The 20,714-nt window shown below is 68.5% G+C and carries 23 protein-coding genes and 1 tRNA gene; 13 read left to right on the top strand and 11 right to left on the bottom strand.

Annotated elements, in window-relative coordinates; all coding sequences use genetic code 11:
- Nucleotides 1-31: 31 nt before the first annotated feature.
- Together E0H73_RS16170 and E0H73_RS47955 are read left to right on the top strand one after the other, a co-directional pair.
- The gene (locus tag E0H73_RS16170; protein WP_131356168.1) at nt 32-1,462 is read left to right on the top strand and encodes an MFS transporter; all 1,431 of its coding nucleotides are present in this window, start codon (nt 32-34) and stop codon (nt 1,460-1,462) included.
- Nucleotides 1,463-1,488: 26 nt separating this feature from the next.
- Complete coding sequence (locus E0H73_RS47955; RefSeq protein ID WP_272949130.1) at nt 1,489-1,611, top strand: hypothetical protein; 123 nt, start codon at nt 1,489-1,491, stop codon at nt 1,609-1,611.
- Here the strand turns inward: E0H73_RS47955 and E0H73_RS16165 are convergent.
- From E0H73_RS16165 to E0H73_RS16155, 3 genes are all read right to left on the bottom strand, one after another.
- A complete protein-coding gene (locus tag E0H73_RS16165) occupies nt 1,604-3,181 on the bottom strand; it encodes a carboxylesterase/lipase family protein (protein ID WP_131356165.1) in 1,578 nt (525 codons plus the stop codon). The two genes, E0H73_RS47955 and E0H73_RS16165, sit on opposite strands and share 8 nt — an antisense overlap.
- Before the next feature lie 70 nt (nt 3,182-3,251).
- A complete protein-coding gene (gene cobF / locus E0H73_RS16160) occupies nt 3,252-4,010 on the bottom strand; it encodes a precorrin-6A synthase (deacetylating) (protein ID WP_131356162.1) in 759 nt (252 codons plus the stop codon).
- 10 nt (nt 4,011-4,020) lie between these two features.
- The gene (locus tag E0H73_RS16155; protein ID WP_165555697.1) at nt 4,021-4,554 is read right to left on the bottom strand and encodes a helix-turn-helix domain-containing protein; all 534 of its coding nucleotides are present in this window, start codon (nt 4,552-4,554) and stop codon (nt 4,021-4,023) included.
- Between the two features lie 86 nt (nt 4,555-4,640).
- On the opposite strand from E0H73_RS16155, the gene E0H73_RS16150 reads away from it, so the two are divergent.
- A complete protein-coding gene (locus tag E0H73_RS16150; RefSeq protein WP_202867405.1) occupies nt 4,641-6,197 on the top strand; it encodes a serine hydrolase domain-containing protein in 1,557 nt (518 codons plus the stop codon).
- Between the two features lie 14 nt (nt 6,198-6,211).
- On the opposite strand, the gene E0H73_RS16145 is transcribed toward E0H73_RS16150, so the two are convergent.
- From E0H73_RS16145 to E0H73_RS16135, 3 genes are read right to left on the bottom strand one after another with little or no spacing between them, the layout of a single operon-like run.
- Nucleotides 6,212-6,841, bottom strand: a complete 630-nt coding sequence (locus E0H73_RS16145) for a maleylpyruvate isomerase family mycothiol-dependent enzyme (protein WP_131356157.1) — start codon at nt 6,839-6,841, stop codon at nt 6,212-6,214.
- Between the two features lie 33 nt (nt 6,842-6,874).
- On the bottom strand, nt 6,875-8,062 hold the full coding sequence (locus tag E0H73_RS16140; protein WP_131356154.1) for an RNA polymerase sigma factor: 1,188 nt from the start codon (nt 8,060-8,062) through the stop codon (nt 6,875-6,877).
- Nucleotides 8,059-8,391 (bottom strand): YciI family protein, encoded by a 333-nt coding sequence (locus tag E0H73_RS16135; RefSeq protein WP_131356151.1) that lies wholly within the window; start codon nt 8,389-8,391, stop codon nt 8,059-8,061. Before E0H73_RS16135 ends, E0H73_RS16140 begins: the two co-directional genes overlap by 4 nt.
- Before the next feature lie 145 nt (nt 8,392-8,536).
- Between E0H73_RS16135 and E0H73_RS16130 the strand changes: the two genes are divergently transcribed.
- The 9 genes from E0H73_RS16130 to E0H73_RS16090 all read left to right on the top strand — a co-directional run bounded on the left by E0H73_RS16130 (nt 8,537) and on the right by E0H73_RS16090 (nt 14,883).
- A complete protein-coding gene (locus E0H73_RS16130; protein ID WP_131356148.1) occupies nt 8,537-8,914 on the top strand; it encodes a VOC family protein in 378 nt (125 codons plus the stop codon).
- 68 nt (nt 8,915-8,982) lie between these two features.
- On the top strand, nt 8,983-10,479 hold the full coding sequence (zwf, locus tag E0H73_RS16125; protein WP_131356145.1) for a glucose-6-phosphate dehydrogenase: 1,497 nt from the start codon (nt 8,983-8,985) through the stop codon (nt 10,477-10,479).
- A 100-nt stretch (nt 10,480-10,579) separates the two neighbouring features.
- Nucleotides 10,580-10,813, top strand: coding sequence for a hypothetical protein (locus E0H73_RS16120; RefSeq protein WP_131356142.1), 234 nt, complete (start codon nt 10,580-10,582; stop codon nt 10,811-10,813).
- The gene (gene frdA / locus E0H73_RS16115; RefSeq protein ID WP_131356139.1) at nt 10,813-12,555 is read left to right on the top strand and encodes a fumarate reductase (quinol) flavoprotein subunit; all 1,743 of its coding nucleotides are present in this window, start codon (nt 10,813-10,815) and stop codon (nt 12,553-12,555) included. Before E0H73_RS16120 ends, frdA begins: the two co-directional genes overlap by 1 nt.
- Nucleotides 12,556-12,557: 2 nt before the next feature.
- Nucleotides 12,558-13,301 (top strand): succinate dehydrogenase/fumarate reductase iron-sulfur subunit, encoded by a 744-nt coding sequence (locus tag E0H73_RS16110; RefSeq protein ID WP_131356136.1) that lies wholly within the window; start codon nt 12,558-12,560, stop codon nt 13,299-13,301.
- Complete coding sequence (locus E0H73_RS16105; RefSeq protein ID WP_131356133.1) at nt 13,298-13,678, top strand: succinate dehydrogenase/fumarate reductase transmembrane subunit; 381 nt, start codon at nt 13,298-13,300, stop codon at nt 13,676-13,678. The genes E0H73_RS16110 and E0H73_RS16105 overlap by 4 nt, the downstream gene beginning before the upstream one ends.
- On the top strand, nt 13,675-14,028 hold the full coding sequence (gene frdD, locus E0H73_RS16100; RefSeq protein ID WP_131356130.1) for a fumarate reductase subunit FrdD: 354 nt from the start codon (nt 13,675-13,677) through the stop codon (nt 14,026-14,028). Before E0H73_RS16105 ends, frdD begins: the two co-directional genes overlap by 4 nt.
- Nucleotides 14,029-14,050: 22 nt before the next feature.
- Nucleotides 14,051-14,707 carry a DUF6338 family protein gene (locus E0H73_RS16095; RefSeq protein ID WP_131356127.1) on the top strand — a complete coding sequence of 219 codons (657 nt, stop codon included), beginning with the start codon at nt 14,051-14,053 and terminating at the stop codon, nt 14,705-14,707.
- Complete coding sequence (locus tag E0H73_RS16090; protein ID WP_131356124.1) at nt 14,704-14,883, top strand: hypothetical protein; 180 nt, start codon at nt 14,704-14,706, stop codon at nt 14,881-14,883. Before E0H73_RS16095 ends, E0H73_RS16090 begins: the two co-directional genes overlap by 4 nt.
- On the opposite strand, the gene E0H73_RS16085 is transcribed toward E0H73_RS16090, so the two are convergent.
- The 5 genes from E0H73_RS16085 to E0H73_RS16065 all read right to left on the bottom strand — a co-directional run bounded on the left by E0H73_RS16085 (nt 14,872) and on the right by E0H73_RS16065 (nt 20,296).
- Nucleotides 14,872-17,673 (bottom strand): CHAT domain-containing protein, encoded by a 2,802-nt coding sequence (locus E0H73_RS16085; protein ID WP_131356120.1) that lies wholly within the window; start codon nt 17,671-17,673, stop codon nt 14,872-14,874. The two genes, E0H73_RS16090 and E0H73_RS16085, sit on opposite strands and share 12 nt — an antisense overlap.
- A gap of 3 nt (nt 17,674-17,676) precedes the next feature.
- Entirely contained in the window at nt 17,677-18,408 is a 732-nt protein-coding gene (locus E0H73_RS16080; protein WP_131356117.1) for a hypothetical protein, read from the bottom strand.
- 22 nt (nt 18,409-18,430) lie between these two features.
- A complete protein-coding gene (locus E0H73_RS16075) occupies nt 18,431-19,144 on the bottom strand; it encodes a hypothetical protein (protein ID WP_131356114.1) in 714 nt (237 codons plus the stop codon).
- The gene (locus E0H73_RS16070) at nt 19,141-19,803 is read right to left on the bottom strand and encodes a hypothetical protein (protein ID WP_131356111.1); all 663 of its coding nucleotides are present in this window, start codon (nt 19,801-19,803) and stop codon (nt 19,141-19,143) included. The genes E0H73_RS16075 and E0H73_RS16070 overlap by 4 nt, the downstream gene beginning before the upstream one ends.
- A gap of 421 nt (nt 19,804-20,224) precedes the next feature.
- Nucleotides 20,225-20,296, bottom strand: a tRNA-Arg gene (locus tag E0H73_RS16065).
- A 213-nt stretch (nt 20,297-20,509) separates the two neighbouring features.
- Between E0H73_RS16065 and E0H73_RS16060 the strand changes: the two genes are divergently transcribed.
- Nucleotides 20,510-20,695 carry a PspC domain-containing protein gene (locus tag E0H73_RS16060; protein ID WP_131356108.1) on the top strand — a complete coding sequence of 62 codons (186 nt, stop codon included), beginning with the start codon at nt 20,510-20,512 and terminating at the stop codon, nt 20,693-20,695.
- Nucleotides 20,696-20,714 lie beyond the last annotated feature (19 nt).

Here is a 20,714-nt window from a genome sequence, read left to right as displayed (position 1 = left end):
TTCTGCTTCGAGCTGGGCAAGGAGATGGGTGATGGCAGTGGAAACGGTGGTTCAGGCGGGGCGTCCGGTGGCGGCCGGACGGACGAAAGCCCTGCTGGTGTTGTGCGTCATGCAGTTGATGATCATCCTCGACGGGACCGTGGTCACGGTCGCGTTGCCGACCATCCAGAGTGATCTCGGGTTCTCACAGGCCGGCCTCGCCTGGGTGATGAACTCCTACCTGATCGCTTTCGCGGGCTTGCTCCTGCTGGCCGGACGGATCGGGGACCTGATCGGAAGCAAGCGGGTCTTCCTGGCCGGCCTCGGCTTGTTCACGGCAGCGTCGTTGCTGTGCGGTACAGCGGGCAGCGCGGAGGTGCTGATCGCAGGGCGATTCCTGCAGGGAGTCGGTGGGGCACTCGCCTCGGCCGTGATTCTCGGAATGATCGTCGGCCTCTACCCGGCCCCGGGCGAGCAGGCGCGCGCGATGGGCGTCTACAGCTTCACCTCGGCCAGCGGTGCGTCGATCGGTCTCATCCTGGGCGGCGTGATCACCCAGACCGTCGGCTGGCACTGGTCCTTCCTCATCAACGTGCCGATCGGCCTCGTCTCGCTCGCGTTCGCCGTACGGCTCCTGCAAGCAGAGAAGGGCCTCGGCCTCACCAAGGGCGCCGACGTACTCGGGGCAGTCTTGGTCACCGCGGGTCTGTCGCTCGCCGTCTACACGATCGTCCAGACCGCCGAGCCGCACGCGGAGCTCACGCGCACGCTTGTCCTCGCCGCCGCGGCGGTCCTTCTCCTGGCAGCCTTCGTACTCCGTCAGGCCCGCAGCGTGAATCCGCTGCTCTCACTGCACATCTTCCGCAAGCGCCAGACCACGGTCGCGAACGTCGTAGTCGTCCTGCTGTTCGCGGCCGGCTTCGGCTTCCAGTTCACCACCGCCCTCTACGTGCAGCGGGTCCTGGGCTACGACTCCCTCACCACCGGCCTGGCCTTCCTCCCGGCGCCGATCATGAACGCGCTGATGTCGCTCTCCATCGCCCCACGCCTGACGGTCCGCTTCGGCCCACGCACCATGCTGATCGCCGGACTGGCAGCCTTCCTGGCCGCCCTGCTCTGGATCAGCCAGGCACCGGTCGATGGTTCGTACGTCGTCAACGTCGCGCCTGTGCTCGCGGTGATGGGAGCCGGCATCGGCCTGGCCATCCCGGCAGCGATCATGCTCGCGATGTCGAGCGCCGACGCCGGCGATGCCGGACTGGCGTCTGGGCTCAACAACACCGCACAGCAAGCCGGTGCCGCAGTGGGGACCGCCGTACTGGCGACTCTGGCCGCGTCCACCACGACCAGCCGGCTGGCTGACGGTGCGAGCGACGTACTGGCGCTCCGGGACGGCTACGGAGTCGCTTGGCTCGCAGCGGCGGCCTTCGTCCTCGGTGCGCTCGTGCTGTCGACCACTCTGCTCAGGACTCCGCGGAACTGACGGTCGGCTCCCTGGCGCTGACCGGGTTGACGCTGATCGCCTTCCTGCTCGTGATCCTCGTTCCGGGGGTCAAGTTCCACGCGCTGCTCCTGCTGATCCTGTCCCCGGTGGTGCTGCGGGGTTGGGACCTGCTGCGCAAGGTCAGCTGATCCCGGCCCAGAAACCGCAGTGGTGCTCGGTGCTGAGGTTCACCGGCTGGATGCCGGTCTGGTCCGTGGGAGCCAGTGAGAGCCCGGTGACGGTGCGACTCGTGGTGGGGGACCAGTGCGGGCGGTCGTGCCCGTTCGGGTTGCCGGTGCGGGCGAACGCCGTCCAGTAGTCGATCATCTGGTTCGACAGCCGCTGCTGCGGCTCCGGGAATGGGAAGTCGTAGCCGCCGAGGCCGAAGAGGTACGGCAACTCCGCGGCGTGGATGGCGCCCAGTCCGTCGGCTGCGAGGGGCGAGTGCTTGTCCGCGAACTCGTACGCATACACCGGCACCCTGCGGGCGGCGTGCTGATCGCTGGCGACCTGAGTACAGGACCAGATCCGGTCCGTGGTGACGGCAGTCCACGCTGCCGCAGCAGACTCGTACCGGTTGAGCGGGTACTCACGCAGTATCTTCGGCGCCTGCTGTGTGCCGACCATGTTGATCACCAGTTGCGGGTAGCTGTCGGCTGTGACGTCGCCGAAGGCAACCAACCATGCGGCGGCCTCGTCGTGGTTGTTGCCGGAGATGATCGGCACACGGTGGAACAGTCCGGCCTTCAGTGCCTTCGCAGGACTCAGTGGCATCGTCGCAGTACCGCCGTACCCGACCTGGGTGAACTGCAGTGTGTCCTCGACCAGTACGTCGGACTTCGCGGTCTGGAGGCAAGCGAGCGTGGACTGGCCGGGCTTGCAGCCGAGCTTGTCCTTGTTGCTCTCGGCCCATTCCTTGCCGTTGGCCTGGACTCTGCTGACCGGGATGAAGGGGGAGTCGGCCGCCTGGCCCGGGTACTGGCTGTTGTCGGCCCAGTTGAAGTCGCACGAGCCGCTCTGCATGATCGCCTTCGCGAACAGGCCCGTCGCGGTGGGGGAGGTGAGCTGCGCGCACACGCTCATGCCGCCCGCGGACTCACCGGCCACCGTGACGTTGCGCGGGTCGCCACCGAAGGCTCGCGCGTTCCGCTGCACCCAACGCAGTGCTGCCTGCTGGTCCTGCAGACCGTAGGTGCCGGACCCCGGCAGACCCGGGTAGCCGAAGAACCCGAAGATGCCGAGGCGGTAGTTGATCGTCACCACGATCACGTCGCCGCGGGTGACCAGCCTGGACGCGCCGTAGTTGTAGCCGGCGCCGGAGAAGAATCCGCCGCCCGGAATCCAGACCACTACACCTCGCGGCTTGGTCGACTTGGCTGCCGGGGTGGTGACGTTCAGGTAGAGGCAGTCCTCGGTGGATGCGCCGTCAGGCACCTCCGGGTTGGCCTGCTGCGGACACGGGTTGCTGATCTTCGACTGCCGTACGCCGTCCCACGGCTTCGCGGGTTGTGGCGCCTTCCACCGCAACGGCCCGACCGGCGGAGCGGCGTACGGGATCCCGTTGTAGACCAGCGCATCGCCGACGGCCGTGCTCTGCACGAGCCCGCCATCGGTCCGTACGACGGTCGGTTGCGCAGCAGCACTAGGCTGCACCGCACTCACCAGAAGAGCGGCCGGAGCAAGCCCAGCCGCAAGTATCGCCAAGAGTCTTTTCGTCATACCCGAAACCCTCGGCGGAACCGCCCACCCACCGCTTCGGCCCGAAGGCCAGACCCTCTACACCTTTGGTCTAACCACGCCTTCTGAGCAGGTAGGTGTCCATGATCCAGCCTTTGCGGTCGCGGGCCTCGGCGCGGACCTTCTCGATCTCGGGGGCGACTTCGCGGAGCGGGCCGGAAATGAGGAGCTCGTCCGGGGTCCCGAGGTACGCGCCCCAATAGATGTCGACATCCTCATCGGCGTACGACGTGAAAGCGGTCTGCGCGTCCAGCATCACGACCACATCGTCCACGTCCTCCGGCCAGGCCTTCGCCAGCCGCCGGCCGGTGGTGATCTGGATCGGCCGACCCACCTGGTTCAGCCCGACCCGATGCCGCGCCGCGAGCGTCGACACACTGCTGATCCCCGGGATCACCTCGACCTCGAACGCCAGCTCACCGCGAGCCAAGATGTCGTCCAGGATCGCCAGCGTGCTGTCGTACAGCGTCGGGTCGCCCCAGACCAGGAACGCGCCCACCTGATCCTCACCGAGGTTCGCCGCGATCAGCTCCGCACACACATCGGCCCGGCGCCGCCGCCAGTCGTCAACGGCTTCGACGTACGCCGAAGTGGTCCGGTCCCGCTCGGGATCGCGGCCGACCACGACCCGGTAGTCCTTGTCCGTGGCATACCGGCGCAGAATCTCCTCGCGCAGGTCCACGAGCTCCTGCTTGACCTCGCCCTTGTCCAGCACGAAGAACACGTCGACCCGGTTCAGCGCCGCGACGGCCTGCATCGTCACCTGCTCCGGATCACCCGCACCGACCCCGATCACCACGATCTCCCGCATGGCCCGCAGCCTAGACGTCCGGCAGCGAGACCAGAGACAGGGTCAGCCTGTCCTTGCCCGGCTTCTCCTGGAGGTGGGGCTCGAGGAGGGCGTTGAGCCCTTCGCGCAGACTGGCGAGGTCGTCGGCGTCGACGTACAGCGCGAGCTGGCTGTAGCCGAGTTGGTCGAGCCGCGGGTAGAGGTCGCCGCGCTCGACGAAGCGGTCGAAGTCGGCGGCGAGGCGGGTCAGCATCAGCAGGAACGCCTGCCGGTGCTGCTCCGGCGTCATCGCGCGCGCCTCCCGCTCGTCGATCCGGCCGACCTTCGTCTGGTCCAGCGACAGCGTGCGCTCCGTCGTACCGCGGACCCGCCGCTCGCGGACCACGGTGAGGTAGCCGGCCTCGATCAGTACGGCGACGTGCCGGTAGAGGGTCGTGGCCGGGACGTCCGGCAGGTCGTGCTTGAGCTCGGTGGTGGTCAGCTCGCGGCCGAGCACCCGTTGCACGATCCGCCAGCGGACCGGGTGCAGCAGCAGATCCGCCACCGGCGTCGGCGACTCGTTCATGGCCAGGCCTCCCATTGATCCCAACTTCGGTAATAATATCTCGAACGGAAGCATTCGCCCTCGACCGAGGAGACTGCCGTACTGCCGTGTCGCTCCGCTCGCAGCTCATCCACCGTTCGAACCAACCAACCACCCTCTCCCGGCGGACCGTGCTCCGCGCCGCGGCCGCCGCCGTCCCGCTGGCCGCCGTACCCGCGCTGCCCGCCGTCGCCGGAAGCGTTCGTGAACCCGCCGCGATCGGCCGCCTGGCGGAGAAGATCGAGGCCGGGATGGCGAAGTACGCGATCCCCGGCGTCGGCCTGGGCCTGTGGTACCGCGGCCGGGAGTACGTCCGCGGTTTCGGCGTCACCAGCGTCGACACGCAGGCGCCGGTGACCGCCGACACCGTGTTCCGGATCGGGTCGACCACGAAGACGTTCACCGCCACCGCGATCATGCGGCTGGTCGAACGCGGCCGGATCCACCTGGACGCGCCGGTACGCCGGTATCTACCGGACTTCATCACCTCGGACCCATCGGTCGCCGCCCGCGTCACGGTCCGCCAACTGCTCAACCATTCGGCCGGCTGGCAGGGCGACTACTTCCTCGACACCGGCCAGGGCGACGATGCGCTGGCTCAGTACGTCGCCGGGATGACGCAGGTCCCGCAACTCACGCCGCTCGGCAAGGTGTTCTCGTACAACAACGCCGCGATCGGGATCGCCGGACGGATCCTCGAGGTCGTGACCGGCAAGCCGTACGAGTCAGCGGTTCGCGAGCTCGTCGTCGATCCGCTCGGGCTGGCCCACAGCCGGTACTTCCGCAGCGAGCTCGAGGGCTTCAGCATCGCGGCGTCGCACAACATCGTCGACGGCAAACCCGTGGTCGAGCCGGCCTTCGACGCAATGCCGCGCAGTCTGCACGCGGCCGGCGGACTGATCTCGAGCGCCCATGACCAACTGCGGTACGCGCGCTACCACCTGGGCCACTCTGGGTTCCCGCACCTGCTCGCCGACCGGTCCCGCCGGGCGATGCAGTCCAACCCCGGTCCCGGCGGCACGCTGTTCGTCGAGCTCAACGGTGTCGGGGTCAGTTGGATGCTGCGGCCCACGGCCGAGGGGCCGACCGTCGTACAGCACGGCGGCGACTGGTCCGGTCAGCACTCCGGCTTCCTGATGGTGCCGAAGCGAGACTTCGCCATCACGTTGCTGACCAACTCCGAGAGCGGTCCGTCGCTGGTGGCTGAGCTGTTCGCTGACGACTGGGCGCTGCGCGAGTTCGCCAACGTGAGCAACCTGCGCGCCGTACCGCGGGAGCTGCCGCCGCACCGGTTGGCGGCGTACGAAGGAACGTACGTCTCGCAGCAGATCGGGTTCGACGGCCAACCGAGCGACCTCGGGCTGGACCTGGTCGCCGAGGACGGCGAACTGGTCGCCAAGGTCGACGGCGAGGTCGCCCTCCGCCTCGCGTTCTACCGCAAGGGTTACGCCCTCGCCCTGGACCCCTCCGGCCAACCCACCCACATCCGAGTCAACTTCGTCTTCGACGCCAACGGCCACCCCCAATGGCTCCGCTACGGCGGCCGCCTGTTCCGTCACCAGCCCGCGGACCGTCGTACGACAGGTGCTCGCAAGGCAAACCTCACCCACCCACGCCTGCTCTAACCGCAGGCTGATGGTTATCGGGAGACTTCCGTGGTGAAGCGGGTGGCTGCTGGGCCGGTGAGGTGGGCTGGAGGGAGGGATCGGCCGGACAGGATCAGCAGGAGGTCCTGAGCTGTGCCGGTGAGGGGATCGCCGGTGCCGAAGGTCCAGTCCAGGTCGGTGGCGCGGAGTTGGATGCCGGTCAGGTCGACGCCGAAGTACTTGAGCTGGCGTGGCTTCAGGTCGCCGAGGATGTGGCGCAGGCGGTCGGCCGGCACGGTCCGGTCGATGCCGAGGGCAACGGTGATGTCGAGGCCGTGGATCACGTCGTGGGACAGCGCGCCCTCGTACCCACCGCCCGGCGGCTTCCACCCGTGGTTGACGTTGTCGCGCAGGCTGGCGGTCAGCTCCGCGGCACTCAACGCCGCCGCGTCCCGCCGGGCGGCCAGATCGGCGAATCGATCGAACTTCCCGCGCGCCTTCACCATCCCCAGCAGGAACTGCGGAGTCGAGTAGCGGAACGGCATGGTGATGTGGGCAACGACCTCGCGCACCCGCCAGCCCTTGCACAGGCTCGGCTTGTCCCAGTCGTCCGCAGGCAGGCCGGCGAGGATGTCGGCGAGGTCGGTCCGCTCACCCGCGATGGCCGATCGGATGTCAGTCATGAGCAATCTCCTTTCGTCCGACCGACGAACGGATCAGGCCCGGACAGACACCTCGCTCAACCTTCTTTGCAGAAATCGGCGTTCCGCATCCGTCCCGGCGAGTTCGATTGCCTCCCGGTACGCCGATGCCGCCTCGGACCATCGCCCGAGGCGCCGGAGGAAGTCCGCGCGGGTCGCCGGGAGCAGGTGATAGCCGGTCAACGGCCCCGCGGACAGGTCGTCCACCAGCCGCAGTCCCACGCCTGGCCCGTCGGCCATGCCGATGGCGACGGCGCGATTGAGCGCGATCACCGGCGTCTGCTTGAGCTGTCCGTACAGTGCCGCGATCTGCGGCCAGTCCGTGTCGGCCGCCGTACGCGCGGTGGCGTGACAAGCGGCTATCGCGGCCTGCACCTGGTAAGGCCCGGGTGCACCGCGGCGGAGCGTCGCATCGAGCAGTGCCTCGCCCTCGGCGATCAGTTCACCGTCCCACCGAGTCCGGTCCTGGTCCTCCAACGTGATCAGCTCGCCGTCCGGCGTCAGGCGGGTCTCACGGCGGGCGTCGTGGAGCAGCATGAGGGCGAGCAGTCCGGCGGCCTCCGGCTCGTCCGGCATGAGCTGCACGAGCAGCCGCGTCAACCGGATCGCTTCAGCACTAAGGCTGTTACGGACGATATCGGAGTACCCCTCGTTGAACAGCAGGTAGAGGACAGCCAGTACCGCGGGCGTCCGCTCGGGCAGGAGGTGCGACGGCGGGACCCGGTAGGGGATACCGGCGTGCTGGATCTTCTGCTTGGCCCTGGTGAGCCGCTTCGACATAGTTGTCTCCGGCACCAGAAACGCCCGCGCGATCTCCGCCGTACTGAGACCGGCCAGCGTCCGCAGTGTCAACGCGACCCGGGCCTCCATGGCCAGCGCCGGATGGCAGCACGTGAACATCAACCGCAGCCGGTCGTCCGGTACGTCGTACGGCGCGTCCGGCTCATGCGTCATCACAGCCACCTCCTGCAGTTTGGCGGTGCCGACAGCCTCCCGGCGCAGCCAGTCGATCGCGCGGTTGCGTGCGGTGGTGGTCAACCAGGCACCGGGCTTGTCCGGTACGCCGTCCCGCGGCCAGCGCTCCAGGGCCGCGGCGAACGCCTCCTGGGCGGCCTCCTCGGCGAGCTCCCAGTCACCGGTCACGCGGATCAGAGTGGCGACCACCTGGCCCCACTCCTGCCGGTAGATCTCCTCGAACGTCACCTCACCCCCGGCGGTGGCTCCAGCACCGGGCGGATCTCGATGGTGCCGTAGCCCGCTGCCGGGTGCTTGGCGGCGATCTCGATCGCCTCGTCCAGGTCGGCACAGTCGATCAGCACGAAACCGCCGATCTGCTCCTTGGTCTCCGCGAACGGGCCGTCGGTGAGCAGGAGTTCGTCGTTCCGGACCCGGACGGTCGTCGCCTCCGCCGGCGGGCGCAGCCCGGCACCGCCCGCGACCACGCCGCGTTGCTCCATCTCCTCCGACCACCCGCCGCAGCCGTCGTTCGCGTGCGAGTCGTCTTCAGCACAGATCATCAGCAGGTACTTCATGGTCCTCCTCCACAGAATGTCTCACCCCACCGACGAACGGTCCGGACGGAAACAGACAGCTCCACCGTAGCCGTCCAGACCTGGCTCAAACGACCTGCCGGGACTAGCGTCGGCAACAGCCGACCACCCGGGGAGGGGAATGGTTATGACCGGTCGAATTGTGCACTTCGAGGTTCCGTACGACGACGGTGAGCGAGCGCGGACGTTCTACCGTGAAGCGTTCGGGTGGAACCTGATGGAGATGCCCGAGATGGACTACACGATGGCGTCGACCGGGCCGGTGGACGACCAGGCGATGCCGTCCGAGCCCGGCTTCATCAACGGCGGCATGTTCCAGCGCACCAAGGAGCTCACCCGCCCGGTGCTGACTGTCGACGTGACCGACGTGGACGCCGCGCTGAAGACCGTCGAGAGCCTCGGCGGCAAGCAGGTCGGCGAGAAGATGGCCGTCGGCGACATGGGCTTCGCCGCGTACTTCGAAGACCCCGAGGGCAACGTCCTAGGACTCTGGCAATCCGCCTGACGCCGGAGCGTCACCTCAGGCACCTAGACTGCGGATGTTGGCTCCGGTGGCGTCCGTGGGAGGACTGAATGCCTGACCGTACCCAGACCATCGCGTATCCGGCACCGGGGTCGCGGCCGTCGCGGCGCGACCCGGTGCCGCTGGCGCCGCACGTGATCGTGCTGTTCGGCGCGACCGGTGACCTGGCCAAGCGCAAACTGCTGCCCGGTCTGGCGTATCTGCAGCAGTCCAAGTTCGCTCCCGACGTACGCATCATCGGGTCGGCGACCGAGGACCTGACCACGGAGGAGTTCCGGGTCCGGGCCAGGGAGGCCGTTGAGAGGTTCGGGACGCACCGGATGAGTGACGAGGAATGCGCGGTGTTCTCCGACCGGCTCGAGTACGTGCCGGTGACCGCCGGCCCCGAGGCGCTGGCCGCCGCGGTCAAGTCGGCGGAGGCGCTGCTCGGCCCTGACGCCTGCCGGCTGCACTACTTGTCCGTGCCCCCGAAGGCGGCGCAGTCCGTGATCGCGATGCTGCGCGACGCGGACCTGGTCGACAATGCGCGGGTCGTGATGGAGAAGCCGTTCGGCGACGACCTGGCCAGCGCGATCGACCTGAACGACTTCGTCCACGAGACCTTCGACGAGGCGCAGGTGTTCCGGATCGACCACTTCCTCGGAAAGGAGGCGGCACTCAACATCCTCGCGTTCCGGTTCGCGAACGGGTTGTTCGAGCCGATCTGGAACCGCAACTTCATCGACCACGTGCAGATCGACATCCCCGAGTCGCTCGGGCTGGACCAGCGGGCCACGTTCTACGAGCCGACCGGTGCGTTCAAGGACATGGTCGTCACGCATGTCCTGCAGGTGCTGTCGTTCGTCGCGATGGAGCCGCCGACCGCATTGGAGCCGCGGGCGATCTCCGAGGAGAAGAACAAGGTCTTCCGCTCGATGCTGCCGATCCAGACCCAGGACGTGGTCCGTGGCCAGTACGGCGGCTATCGCAACGAGGACGGGGTCGCGCCGGACTCCGACACCGAGACCTTCATCGCGATGAAGGTCGGCATCGACAACTGGCGCTGGGCCGGCGTGCCGTTCTACCTGCGCACCGGCAAGCGGATGGCCGAGGGCCAGCGGATCATCTCGATCGCCTTCAAGGAGGCGCCGAAGACGATGTTCCCGGCCGGCTCCGGGGTCGGTGCCCAGGGCCCGGACCACCTGACCTTCGACCTGGCCGACTCGTCCCGGGTCTCGCTGTCCTTCTACGGCAAGCGCCCCGGCCCGGGGATGCGGCTGGAGAAGCTCTCGATGCAGTTCTCCACCCAGGAGACCGAGAGCGCGGGCGACGTACTGGAGGCGTACGAACGCCTGATCCTTGACGCCATGCGCGGCGACCATACGCTGTTCACCACCGCGGAGGGTATCGAGTCGCTCTGGGACCGCTCGGCCCTGCTGCTGGACGATCCGCCGCCGGTGAAGCCGTACCAGCCGGGCACCTGGGGCCCGAACGCGATCCACCAGTTGATCGCCCCCCGCGCCTGGCGGCTCCCCTTCGAACGCGAATGGCGGGAGCGCAAGCAGTAGTTCTTCCCGGCGACTCAGGCATTGCCGCCGCGAAAACCTAGGCGCACTATCGAGGCGTGATGTAGGTCACAAACGCCTCGAGCGGTTAGGGGGTAGGAGGATGACCGGGACGAAGACCCACCTCACGGGGGAGCGGGCGCCCTGCGGGCGGCTCGGTGATGCGGACCGGAGCCAGGAGGACGACTTCGAGGGCTTCCGGCTCGACGACATGCACTACGCCTGCGGCTGCCGGCACATGCAGCACGAGTTCCATGACGGCAGCGTGCGGATCCGGACCGTCCGGCACGACGGCAAGGTCCTGTCCGACGAGCACAGCGGCGAGCACGAGGCCTGATGACCACCTTCCATGACGTCGTGGTCATCGGGGGCGGCGGCGCCGGGCTCCGTGCTGCCATCGCGGTGGCCGAGACGAACCCGGCACTGCGGGTGGCGGTCGTGTCGAAGGTCTATCCGATGCGCAGCCACACGGTCTCGGCCGAGGGTGGCGCCGCGGCCGTTGCCGCGGACGACGACAGCCTGGACGAGCACGCGTACGACACGGTGTCCGGCAGCGACTGGCTCTGCGACCAGGACGCGGTCGAGGCGTTCGTCGCCGAGGCGCCGCGCGAACTGCTCCGGCTCGAGCACTGGGGATGCCCGTGGAGCCGGCAGCCCGACGGACGGATCGCGGTCCGGGCCTTCGGTGGCATGAAGAAGAAGCGCACGTGGTTCGCCGCCGACCGGACCGGCTTCCACCTGCTGCACACGCTCTTCCAGACCGCGCTCTCGTACTCCGACATCGTCCGGTACGACGAGTGGTACGTCACGAAGATCCTGGTCGACGACGGCCGCGCGTACGGCGTTGTCGCGATCGAACTGGCCACCGGGCGGATCGAGACCATCACCGCGAGCACAGTGATCGTGTGTACGGGCGGGTGCGGACGCGTCTACCCGTTCACCACGAACGCGAACATCAAGACCGGTGACGGCATGGCGCTGGCGTACCGAGCCGGTGCGGCGCTCAAGGACATGGAGTTCGTGCAGTACCACCCGACCGGCCTGCCGTTCACCGGCATCCTCATCACCGAGGCGACGCGGGCCGAAGGCGGCTGGCTGCTGAACAAGGACGGCTATCGCTATCTGCAGGACTACGACCTCGGTACGCCGTCGCCGACGCCGGTCCTGCGCAGCATGGAGCTCGGCCCACGCGACCGGTTGTCCCAGGCGTTCGTCCACGAGGTGGAGAAGGGCCGGACGACCGATACGCCGTACGGGCCGGTCGTCCACCTGGATCTGCGGCACCTGGGTGCGAAGCTGATCGACGCCAAGCTGCCGTTCGTCCGCGAGCTGTGCACGAACTACCAGAACATCGACCCGGTCAAGGAACTGGTGCCGGTCCGTCCGGTGGTGCACTACATGATGGGCGGGATCCACACCGACATCCGGGGTGCCACGTCACTCGAGGGCCTGTACGCCGCCGGCGAGGTCGCCTGTGTCAGCATCAACGGCGCGAACCGGCTGGGGTCGAACTCGTTGCCGGAGTGTCTGGTGTTCGGCACCCGGGCCGGCCGGGCCGCCGCGGTGTTCGCCGGCCGCTACCGGACCGCCGTACCCGAGGCTGTCCTGGCGCAGGGCCGGGACGAGGAGCGGCGGCTGTCCGGGGAGCTGGCCCGGCGTGCCGAGGGTCATGAACGGATCGCGGACATCCGCACCGAGATGCAGACCACGATGGAGAACGGCGCCGGGATCTACCGCGACGGCGACTCGCTGACCAAGGCGGAGCACGGGCTGGCCGAGCTGCGGCTGCGGTACCAGCACGCGGCGATCGACGACCACAGCACGAACTTCAACACCGAGCTGATCGCCTGGCTCGAGCTGGGGTTCATGCTCGATGTTGCCGAGAGCATCATTGCCTGCGCGCTGCGCCGGGAGGAGTCGCGCGGAGCACACCAGCGCACCGACTTCCCGGCCCGCGACGACGATCGTTTCCTGGCGCATTCGCTGGTCCGCCGTCAACCCGACGGGACCGGCCGCGTCACGTACCTACCGGTGACCATCACCCGCTGGCCGCCGGGCGAACGCGTGTACGGGAGATAGTGATGGCAGACGAGATCACCCTCGAGGTCGCGCGCTTCCGGCCCGGGGAGGACACCGAACCGGTCCTGCAGTCGTACCAGGTCCCGCTGCGTGAGCAGTGGGCCGTCCTGGACGGCCTCAGCTACATCAAGGACCATCTGGACGGCACGCTGTCCTTCCGATGGTCGTGCCGGATGGGCATCTGCGGCAGCTGCGGGATGACGGTCAACGGAGATCCCCAGCTGAGTTGCGCCACCTTCCTCACCGACTACGCGCCCGGACCGATCCGGATCGAGCCGCTGCACAACTTCCCGGTGATCCGCGACCTGGTCGTCGACATCGGCGACTTCATGGACAAGCTGCCGACCGTCAAGCCGTGGCTGGTCCGGGACGTGCACAGTCCGCTCGAGGAGGGGGAGTACCTGCAGACACCGGAGGAGCTGGAGGACTATCAGCAGTTCAGCATGTGCATCAACTGCATGCTGTGCTACTCGGCCTGCCCGGTGTACGCCCTCGACCAGGACTTCGTCGGCCCGGCGGCGATCGCGCTCGCGCAGCGCTACAACCTCGACTCGCGGGACGAGGGTGCCGACGAGCGTCTCGCCGTCCTGTCGTCGCCGGAAGGGATCTGGTCCTGCACCTTCGTCGGCGAGTGCAGTGCCGCGTGCCCGAAGGGCGTGGACCCGGCGGGCGCGATCCAGCGGTACAAGCTGACCGCGGCGACCCAGGCGATCAAGGGCCTGCTGATGCCGAGGAGCCGGCGATGAGTGTGTACGAGCGGCCGGTTCACCTGTTGTGGTGGCTCGAGCGCCGGTCCTATCTGCTCTTCGTACTCCGCGAGTTGAGCAGCGTGTTCGTCGCGTGGACGGTGGTCTACCTCCTGCTGCTGGTCAACGCGGTCAGCGACGGGCCGACGTCGTACCAGCGGTTCCTGGACCGCAGTGGCGAGTGGTGGATGGTCGCGATCAACGTGATCACGATGCTGTTCCTGCTGCTGCATGTGGTGACCTGGTTCGGGCTGGCGCCGCGAGCCATGGTGGTCAAGGCGCGTGGGCACCGGGTGCCGCCGCGGCAGATCGTTGCCGCGCACTACCTTGCCTGGTTGGTGCTGTCGGCAATCGTCGCCTGGCTGGTGCTGCGATGAACCACCGCCGCTCGCCCGAACCCCTGCTGTGGATGCTGTTCAGCTCCGGCGGCATGGTCGCGGCGTTGATGCTCCCGATCCTGCTCTTCCTGTTCGGCATCGCGTTCCCGCTGGACTGGCTGACACCGCCGACGCATGAGCACCTGTACGCCGTACTGCACAATCCACTCACCCGGCTCGTGCTGTTCGGCCTGTCCGCCCTGGCCCTCTTCCACTGGGCCCACCGCTTCCGCTACACCCTCTACGACGGCCTCCAACTCAAGCGCTTCGCCGTCCCCATCGTGATCTTCTGCTACGGCGGCGCGGTCGTGGGCTCCGTCATAGCCGCCGCACTCCTGCTGACGGTCTGATCCAACCGGTAGCCTCGGGCGAATGGGAACGCCCTCAACCGTGCTTCAGGTGGCACTGCTGGCCCTGTTCGTGCTGCCAGGGATCACGTACCAGTTTCTGCGCGAACGGTGGCGCGGCCCGGTTCCCGGCGAGCGTGACCTCTCCGAACGCGTACTGCGCTCCATCGCGGCGTCGATCCTGCTGAATCTGCTGTACCTGATCGTGGCCGGTCCCGCACTGGTCCGGCTGGCTCGCCGCGTCGGCACCCAAGGCTGGCAGGGCCTCACCGATGATGCCCGCCAGGCGGGCCTGCTGGGACTGCTGCTGTTCGTCGTGGTCCCCGCCGCCGCAGCCGGCGGTGTCACCTGGTGGCAGCGCCGCACACTGCGGTCGGCCCGATACCGCAGTACGCCGACCGCGTGGGACCGGATGTTCGAGAACAGGGGATCGTGCTTCGTCCGGGTCCGGTTGAAGGACGGCACGTGGGCCGGTGGGTGGTACGGGTCCAGGTCGTACGCGAGCTCGTACCCGCAGCCGCCGGAGGTGTTCCTGCAGAGTTCCTGGGTGATGGATCCCGCCGGGCGGTTCGTCCGGCCGATCGCGCGCAGCGCCGGACTGCACGTTCGCGGCGCCGACGTCGACCTGCTTGAATTGCTGCTGCCCGAGCAAGCGCAGGAAAGGCGGCCGGTGCAGGCATGACGAATCGCCGCGAGCTGACGCCGTACGAGCGGGAGCTGATGAGCGACCCGGTCCACCACCGCGGCTACACGCCGGACGACGACGTACCTGAGCCGACGGAGGCGCCGTCCGAGCCGGCCGGGGCATCCAAGGTGGCTCCCCGATCAGGCGAGAACTCGGAGCCTTCAGCGTCCTAGATGCACCAGGCCCGCCCAGACCCCCGGAAGGTTCGGGTATCTCGATCGCGCTTGGCGGGTGGCCTGGTGCACGGCATGCGCGGCGTACGGCGCGGTGTTCGCGCGGCTCAGTTCGGCGTAGGTGTCGGCGGCGAACCCCTGCGCCACCCGGTCGGGCATGCTCCAGAGGGTCGCGATGACATCGCTGAACCCGGCGACCTGGAACGCGGTCGCGAAGTGGAGTGCTTCGTCGGCGTGGCGGGCACCGGTGCGGGCACTCCCGCAGGACGAGAGGTAGGCAAGGGCCGCATCCGGTAGCTCGAGACCGGAGATGTCGGCCGTCGTCAGCGGGTGCTCTTCGTGATCACCCAGCAGGAGGCGACCGCGTGACGGGCTCAGCGGATCGACGATGCCGTGACAGGCGAGATGGACCCAGTCGTGGCGCCGCAACTCGTCCAGTACTTGTTGTCTGGTCGCTGCATGGTTCGTGAGGACCGTTGAGCCCGGGAACAGCGTCCGCACCAGCTCGGCCTCCGCCGCCGCGTTGCCGAGCGGCTCGGCGCCGCGCGTCTGCGACATCGCGACGACCAGCGGGCGTGGCCCGGATCGACCGCCGTACCGCGCCCGCGCCGCCGCGAGAATCCGGACCGTCGGTGCATAGGAAGAGATCGCCCGGTCCAGAACAGACGAGGCCGCGTCGGTGAGGTGGCGACCGGCAGCATGAATCGGAAAGGGAGCCAGTAGCCCGACCGGAATCCACCAGATCCGCGGCAGCTCGGCCTGTGCCGCCGGGACCGGAATCCCGGCCGCGTCCAGCACCGGTTCGGCGACGCGGTCCCAGAGCCAGGCCAGTACGTCGTGCACGACCTCCTGACGATCCGGGTCGATGAGGTCGCCGGGGCGCAGAGCGAGCTGGAGCCGGCGGTTCTGCTCGATCGCGTCGTCCGGGGTGACGCGCAGCGGCCACGTGCTGAGGCCGTCCGGCTGGACGATGATGGCGTCCGACCGATACCGGCTGACGTTGAGGTACACCACCGGCCCCTTCGAGCCCTGCTCGAGGATCCGCTCGACACTCGGCGGCCTGGCGAAGTCCTCGAATCCGGGCTCACTGCGGATCCGCTGCACCAACTCCTCCCACCGCTCGTCCCGCTGACGTCGCGCTCGGCGGGACCGATCGTCGGTCGACGCCATCGGCGTCGCGTCGAACGTGGGCCGGAGTTCCTCGAACTCCGTGGCGAGGCTGGGGTTCGCGGCCCGCAACGCGGTCAGGTCGGCGCGGACCACGAGTTCGCGCGACAGCAGTACGCCCCGGCCCTGTTCCAAAAGCGCGAGCGCCTGCTCGTAGCGTCCGACCTCGAGCGCACAGGCCGCGGCGTCGGAGGCGATGCCGGCCCAGCGTCCGAGCCTGTCCTCCTGCTCGTAGCGCCGGAGTTCGCCGGGCGCGACGCGCGGCAACAGTTCGATGACGTGCTCGAAGGCTGTCACGGCCTCGGCGTACCCGCCGGTCGATGCGGCGATCTCACTCCAGGTCAGACCGGCCCTGATCCGGGTGACGAGATCGGCCGAGGGATGCGTCGCGGCGTCGCGCGCGGCCTCGAGGGCCCAGTGGAGATCATGCTCGCGATCCTCGTGGCGCTGCAGTCCGTACTGGTGCTTGGCGTACAGCGCGAGGGCAAGGTTCAGGCGATGGTCCGCTCGTTGTGGAGCGTCCGCCGCGACCAGTTGCGCGGCTCGGTGTGCCAGCCGGATCGCCTCGTCGAGGTCACCGACCCGTGTCCGCACCTCGTACCCATTGTTCGCGGTCACGGCGCCGGCCACCCGCCCACGCAGGTCGAACCGGGTCCGCAGCGCGATGGCCAGATTGTTCTGGCACGGGAGGAAGAGGCGATCGGTCGGTGCTGTGCTGGTCAGGGCCTTCCGGCCGGCCTCGACCGCCTCGTCGAGATCACCCAACTGTTCGGTCTGCCGCCCTCGTTCGGCCAGCAGGACGCAGAGCATGGTCAGGTCCACCGGCCGTCCGGCGCCGCGGCGGACGGACTTCAGGCTCTGCCGCACCTGCGCGATTGCGAGGTCGAGACTCTCGAGGTGCTGCGTGCGTTCGTACTCGCTCTGGAAGCACCTGGCCAGTTCGCTGCTGCAGAACGGGAAATGGCGGCTCCCGAAGGGCACCAGCCGGATCGACTCCGCGCTCGCCTCCCGGGCGGCGTTCAGATCGACGACGGCACCGACGTGGTCGTACCGCAGCCGGAGCGCCGTACTGAGCAAGGCCTGCACCAGCCCGCGTTGCGTTCTTCCACCGATGCCAGAGGCAACGGATTCGCGGGCGGTGTCGATCAGGTCCTCAAGGTCGTTCAGGTGGCGGGCCCGCTCGTAGCGAGCCTTCAGGCTGCCGAGGAGGGCGACGACGTGCGTGAGGTGCCTCGCCTGGCGCGCTGTCGTCTTGACTGCGTTCCGGTGCTGGTCGACGGCCTGATCCAGCGCGGCGACGTCGCCGGTGACGAAGTACCGCTGGAGGTGGTCGTGCCCCCGGGCCGTCCCGGTCGCCACGGCGTCGGGGTCGTACGACGGATCTCCGCGTCGCCCCCGGGCGAAGCGCAGGAACCAGGCGCATCCCGCGAGTGCCAACGTGGCGTGGGTGGCGTCGAAGATCCACCCGTGATCGGTCGCCCTCGCACCGGTCAGTGCGTAGGCGAGGAAGCCGGCGGCGAACCCCGGGAACCGGTACTGGACCAGGCGGGGCGTCCGATCGGTGAGCGCCGCGCAGGCCAGGATGAGCAGAGCACCGAGCAGTCCCCAGATCGCCGTCGGCACTGATCAGTTCCGGATGCGCGCGGCCAGGTCCCGGGCACGGTCGCGGGCCGGCTCATGACGAGAGTTCGCTCGCCACAGCTCCGTGTAGAGGAGCAGGCTCTCCTGCGCGAGTTGCCGCATCTCGTCCACGGGAGACAGCCCTGCGCAACTCGGCAGCATCGCGTAGCGGAACCGCCGTCTTTCCCAGGCGAAGTGACGAGCCGGTTCGGTGGTGATCGACCACGGCCGGCGGTGCGGCAGCCGGAGGTCCGGCCGGTCGGCCAGCAGCGTGGCCAGGATCAGCCGGGCCTCGGCCGCGGCCGCGATCAGGACTTCGTCGGACAGTGGACCGTCGCCGTTCAGATCGAGAACGGGAGGCGACTCCGCGTCGGCTGCGAGGGCTCCTGCAACCTGCTCCGGGCGTCCCTGGGCCGGGTCCGCCAGGTGCGCGGCCGCGAGGCCTGTCCGGGCGTTGCGGCGGGCCGGCTTCGTCGCATTGATCTGTTCCATGAGGGGAACTCCCTCGCGGGTCATCGCCGCGAGCGCGTGATAGAGGGCGACGAGGTCGGAGGATCCTGGGAGCCCGCTGCCACTCGCCTGCGCGGTCCGGCTCAGAGTCACGCTGAGGAGGACGTCCTGGACCCCCACGTGGTACGTCAGCGCGGCGCGACGACGCTCGCCTTCCTGAACCTGCCTGCGGGCCGTGTCCCATCGCATCAGCCCGGTCTGCAGCGAGCTGTCGGCCGTGCGCGCCATCAGCGTGCTCCTGGCCGAGTGATCACAGGACGACTCCCTCGATGCGGGCCAGCGTCTCGGTGGCACGGCGTACGGCGGACTCGGAACCGTGCTGTGACCGGCACAGCTCGTCGTAGGTGAGGACCGCCTCGACGGCCAGTTGCCGCATCTCCGTGGTCTCGTCCATCCCCGCACAGCTGGGCAGCACCGCCCGGCGATAGCGAGTGAGGTACGCCGGGTAGCTGACGCGTTCACCGGTGCCGATCGTCCAGCGGTCTGCGGGCTGCCGCCCGGGGTGCCTGCGCAGGAGATCGGCCAGCATCAGCCGTGATTCCGCAGCGGCGGTGACCAGGGCAGCGACGGTCAACGGTGGTGCGTCACCTCCGATGACGCGATGGACCATCGATTCGCCGGCCGGCGTACGGAGCAACTGCCGGACCTTCGCGGGCCGGCCGACCGACGGCGCGGCGAGATGGGTGGCGGCCAGGCCCATCCGGGCATGGTCCACGGCCTCCCGGGTGGAGCCACGCAGCTCGGCCACGCGGACGATTTCACGGCACATCGTTCCCATCGCGTGGTGAACCGGCACGAGGTGCCGGCGATCGGTCAGCCGCAGATAGGACAGGAAGTATCCGATGCCCTTGCTGTAGGCCCAGAAGGCGTGGCGCAGCTCTCCCCGAGCCTCGAACCCGCGGGCCTCGTCCCACCGGGCGAGGGCCTTCTGCACGATGTTCTCGAAGTCCTTGGCCACCGTCACACTCGCTCTTGCTCGAGCGTCAGGTCGGCCAGGAGCTCGGCGTACCGGGTGAGCACGACGGCCGCGACATACGCTTCACTCTCTATCGGCTGCCGTTGCCGGACGCCCTCCAGTTCTCGCCCCAACCGGACGACCGCACCTTGCAACGCGGGCGGCGCCGCGGACGACGACACCGTGTCGCTTCCGTGAGTGTCCCGATACCTCCTGAGCGCTTGCTGCGGATCCGCCCCGCCGACCTCACCACGGTCGGAAACCTGTACGGCGTACCGCTCCATCACCCGCAGCAGCCCGGTGATCCCCGGTCCTTCCGCCACCTTCATCGCTGGTCGGGCCGGCTCAGCCAGTTGAGGCCTCCTGGCCGTTCCCAATCGCTGCAGGAGCATCAAGATCAGCACCACGCCTACCCCGGTGATGATCAGAACCCAATGCTCCAGGACAACAACCTGGGCTCGGTCCGAGCTGTAGACCCACACGGCCAACGCCGTCCCGAGTCCCCACAAGAACTGAGCCGGCAGCCCGTCCCCGAGCCACAGATCCACCAGCAGCAGCACCCCGACCCACCACAGCCCGAGCCCGACAAGTTGCGCGACGTCCCCGTCCGCGATCGCCACGACGACGATCCCCAGCACCAGTGACGGAATCCCCAGCAGCGCCCTCACAGCACCGACCCCTTCAACCGAGAGCCCGCAACAATACTACGAGCAACCCCGCCGTGACCGACCGCACTCAACCACCACAACCGGACCAGTAGGCACCCACCGCAACCCACCAGACGGATCCGTAGGCGCCCACAGCAACCACAGCCGCCACCGGATCCGTAGGCGCCCACAGCAACCACAGCCGCCACCGGATCCGTAGGCACCCACAGCAACCACAGCCGCCACCGGATCCGTAGGCACCACAGCAACCACAGCAACCACAGCCGCCACCGGATCCGTAGGCACCCACAGCAGCCACCACGATGGGGGGTCCGGGGGGCGAAGCCCCTCCGGGCGGGGTGTGGGGGTCGCACCCCCACAAAACACAACGACCGATCCACCGCTCGCGCACTCCGCGAGCAAGGATCGGCCAGATCGGTCGCGCCCCCGGCAGGATTCGAACCTGCGCACCCGCCTCCGGAGGGCGGTGCTCTATCCCCTGAGCTACGGGGGCTCAGGAACGTCAGAACAGTAGCAGGAAAGTGCGCTGAGTCCCGAATCGGGTGCGCTCCGCGCGGCGCCCGACGAAAGACGCCAGGTGGGTCACCGATCCGGTCGCCCGGGGCACCCTGAGCGGACCCTGGATCGGCGGTGTGGAGGGATCGACTCGGGCGGATTCGGAGTCATAGTGGAGGTAAGTCCATCTGTGGAAAGGAAATCTGAACTCATGGCTAGCACACTGGTTCGCCCGTCGAGCGGTCGCTGGATCGGCGGTGTCTGTGCCGGACTGGCCCGCAGGTTCGGTATCTCGGCCAACACGATGCGGCTGATCTTCGTGGTCAGTTGTCTGCTCCCGGGCCCGCAGGTCCTGATCTATCTGGTGCTCTGGATCCTGATGCCGTCGGAGTACTGACCCCGGCGGTCCGCACCCC

Source organism: Kribbella pittospori (genome assembly GCF_004331465.1).
GTDB classification, from domain to species: domain Bacteria; phylum Actinomycetota; class Actinomycetes; order Propionibacteriales; family Kribbellaceae; genus Kribbella; species Kribbella pittospori.
This window is presented reverse-complemented; position numbering and strand designations above follow the sequence as displayed.

Coding starts and splice junctions, on each gene's coding strand:
- E0H73_RS16145 (WP_131356157.1), bottom strand. CDS start 6,841: ATGACTGACATCCGATCGGCCATCGCGGGTGAGCGGACCGACCTCGCC.
- E0H73_RS16165 (WP_131356165.1), bottom strand. CDS start 3,181: ATGACGAAAAGACTCTTGGCGATACTTGCGGCTGGGCTTGCTCCGGCC.
- zwf (WP_131356145.1), top strand. CDS start 8,983: ATGCCTGACCGTACCCAGACCATCGCGTATCCGGCACCGGGGTCGCGG.
- E0H73_RS16060 (WP_131356108.1), top strand. CDS start 20,510: ATGGCTAGCACACTGGTTCGCCCGTCGAGCGGTCGCTGGATCGGCGGT.
- frdD (WP_131356130.1), top strand. CDS start 13,675: ATGAACCACCGCCGCTCGCCCGAACCCCTGCTGTGGATGCTGTTCAGC.
- frdA (WP_131356139.1), top strand. CDS start 10,813: ATGACCACCTTCCATGACGTCGTGGTCATCGGGGGCGGCGGCGCCGGG.
- E0H73_RS16095 (WP_131356127.1), top strand. CDS start 14,051: ATGGGAACGCCCTCAACCGTGCTTCAGGTGGCACTGCTGGCCCTGTTC.
- E0H73_RS16135 (WP_131356151.1), bottom strand. CDS start 8,391: ATGAAGTACCTGCTGATGATCTGTGCTGAAGACGACTCGCACGCGAAC.
- E0H73_RS16170 (WP_131356168.1), top strand. CDS start 32: ATGGCAGTGGAAACGGTGGTTCAGGCGGGGCGTCCGGTGGCGGCCGGA.
- E0H73_RS16130 (WP_131356148.1), top strand. CDS start 8,537: ATGACCGGTCGAATTGTGCACTTCGAGGTTCCGTACGACGACGGTGAG.
- cobF (WP_131356162.1), bottom strand. CDS start 4,010: ATGCGGGAGATCGTGGTGATCGGGGTCGGTGCGGGTGATCCGGAGCAG.
- E0H73_RS16110 (WP_131356136.1), top strand. CDS start 12,558: ATGGCAGACGAGATCACCCTCGAGGTCGCGCGCTTCCGGCCCGGGGAG.
- E0H73_RS16105 (WP_131356133.1), top strand. CDS start 13,298: ATGAGTGTGTACGAGCGGCCGGTTCACCTGTTGTGGTGGCTCGAGCGC.
- E0H73_RS16155 (WP_165555697.1), bottom strand. CDS start 4,554: ATGAACGAGTCGCCGACGCCGGTGGCGGATCTGCTGCTGCACCCGGTC.
- E0H73_RS16090 (WP_131356124.1), top strand. CDS start 14,704: ATGACGAATCGCCGCGAGCTGACGCCGTACGAGCGGGAGCTGATGAGC.
- E0H73_RS16080 (WP_131356117.1), bottom strand. CDS start 18,408: ATGGCGCGCACGGCCGACAGCTCGCTGCAGACCGGGCTGATGCGATGG.
- E0H73_RS16120 (WP_131356142.1), top strand. CDS start 10,580: ATGACCGGGACGAAGACCCACCTCACGGGGGAGCGGGCGCCCTGCGGG.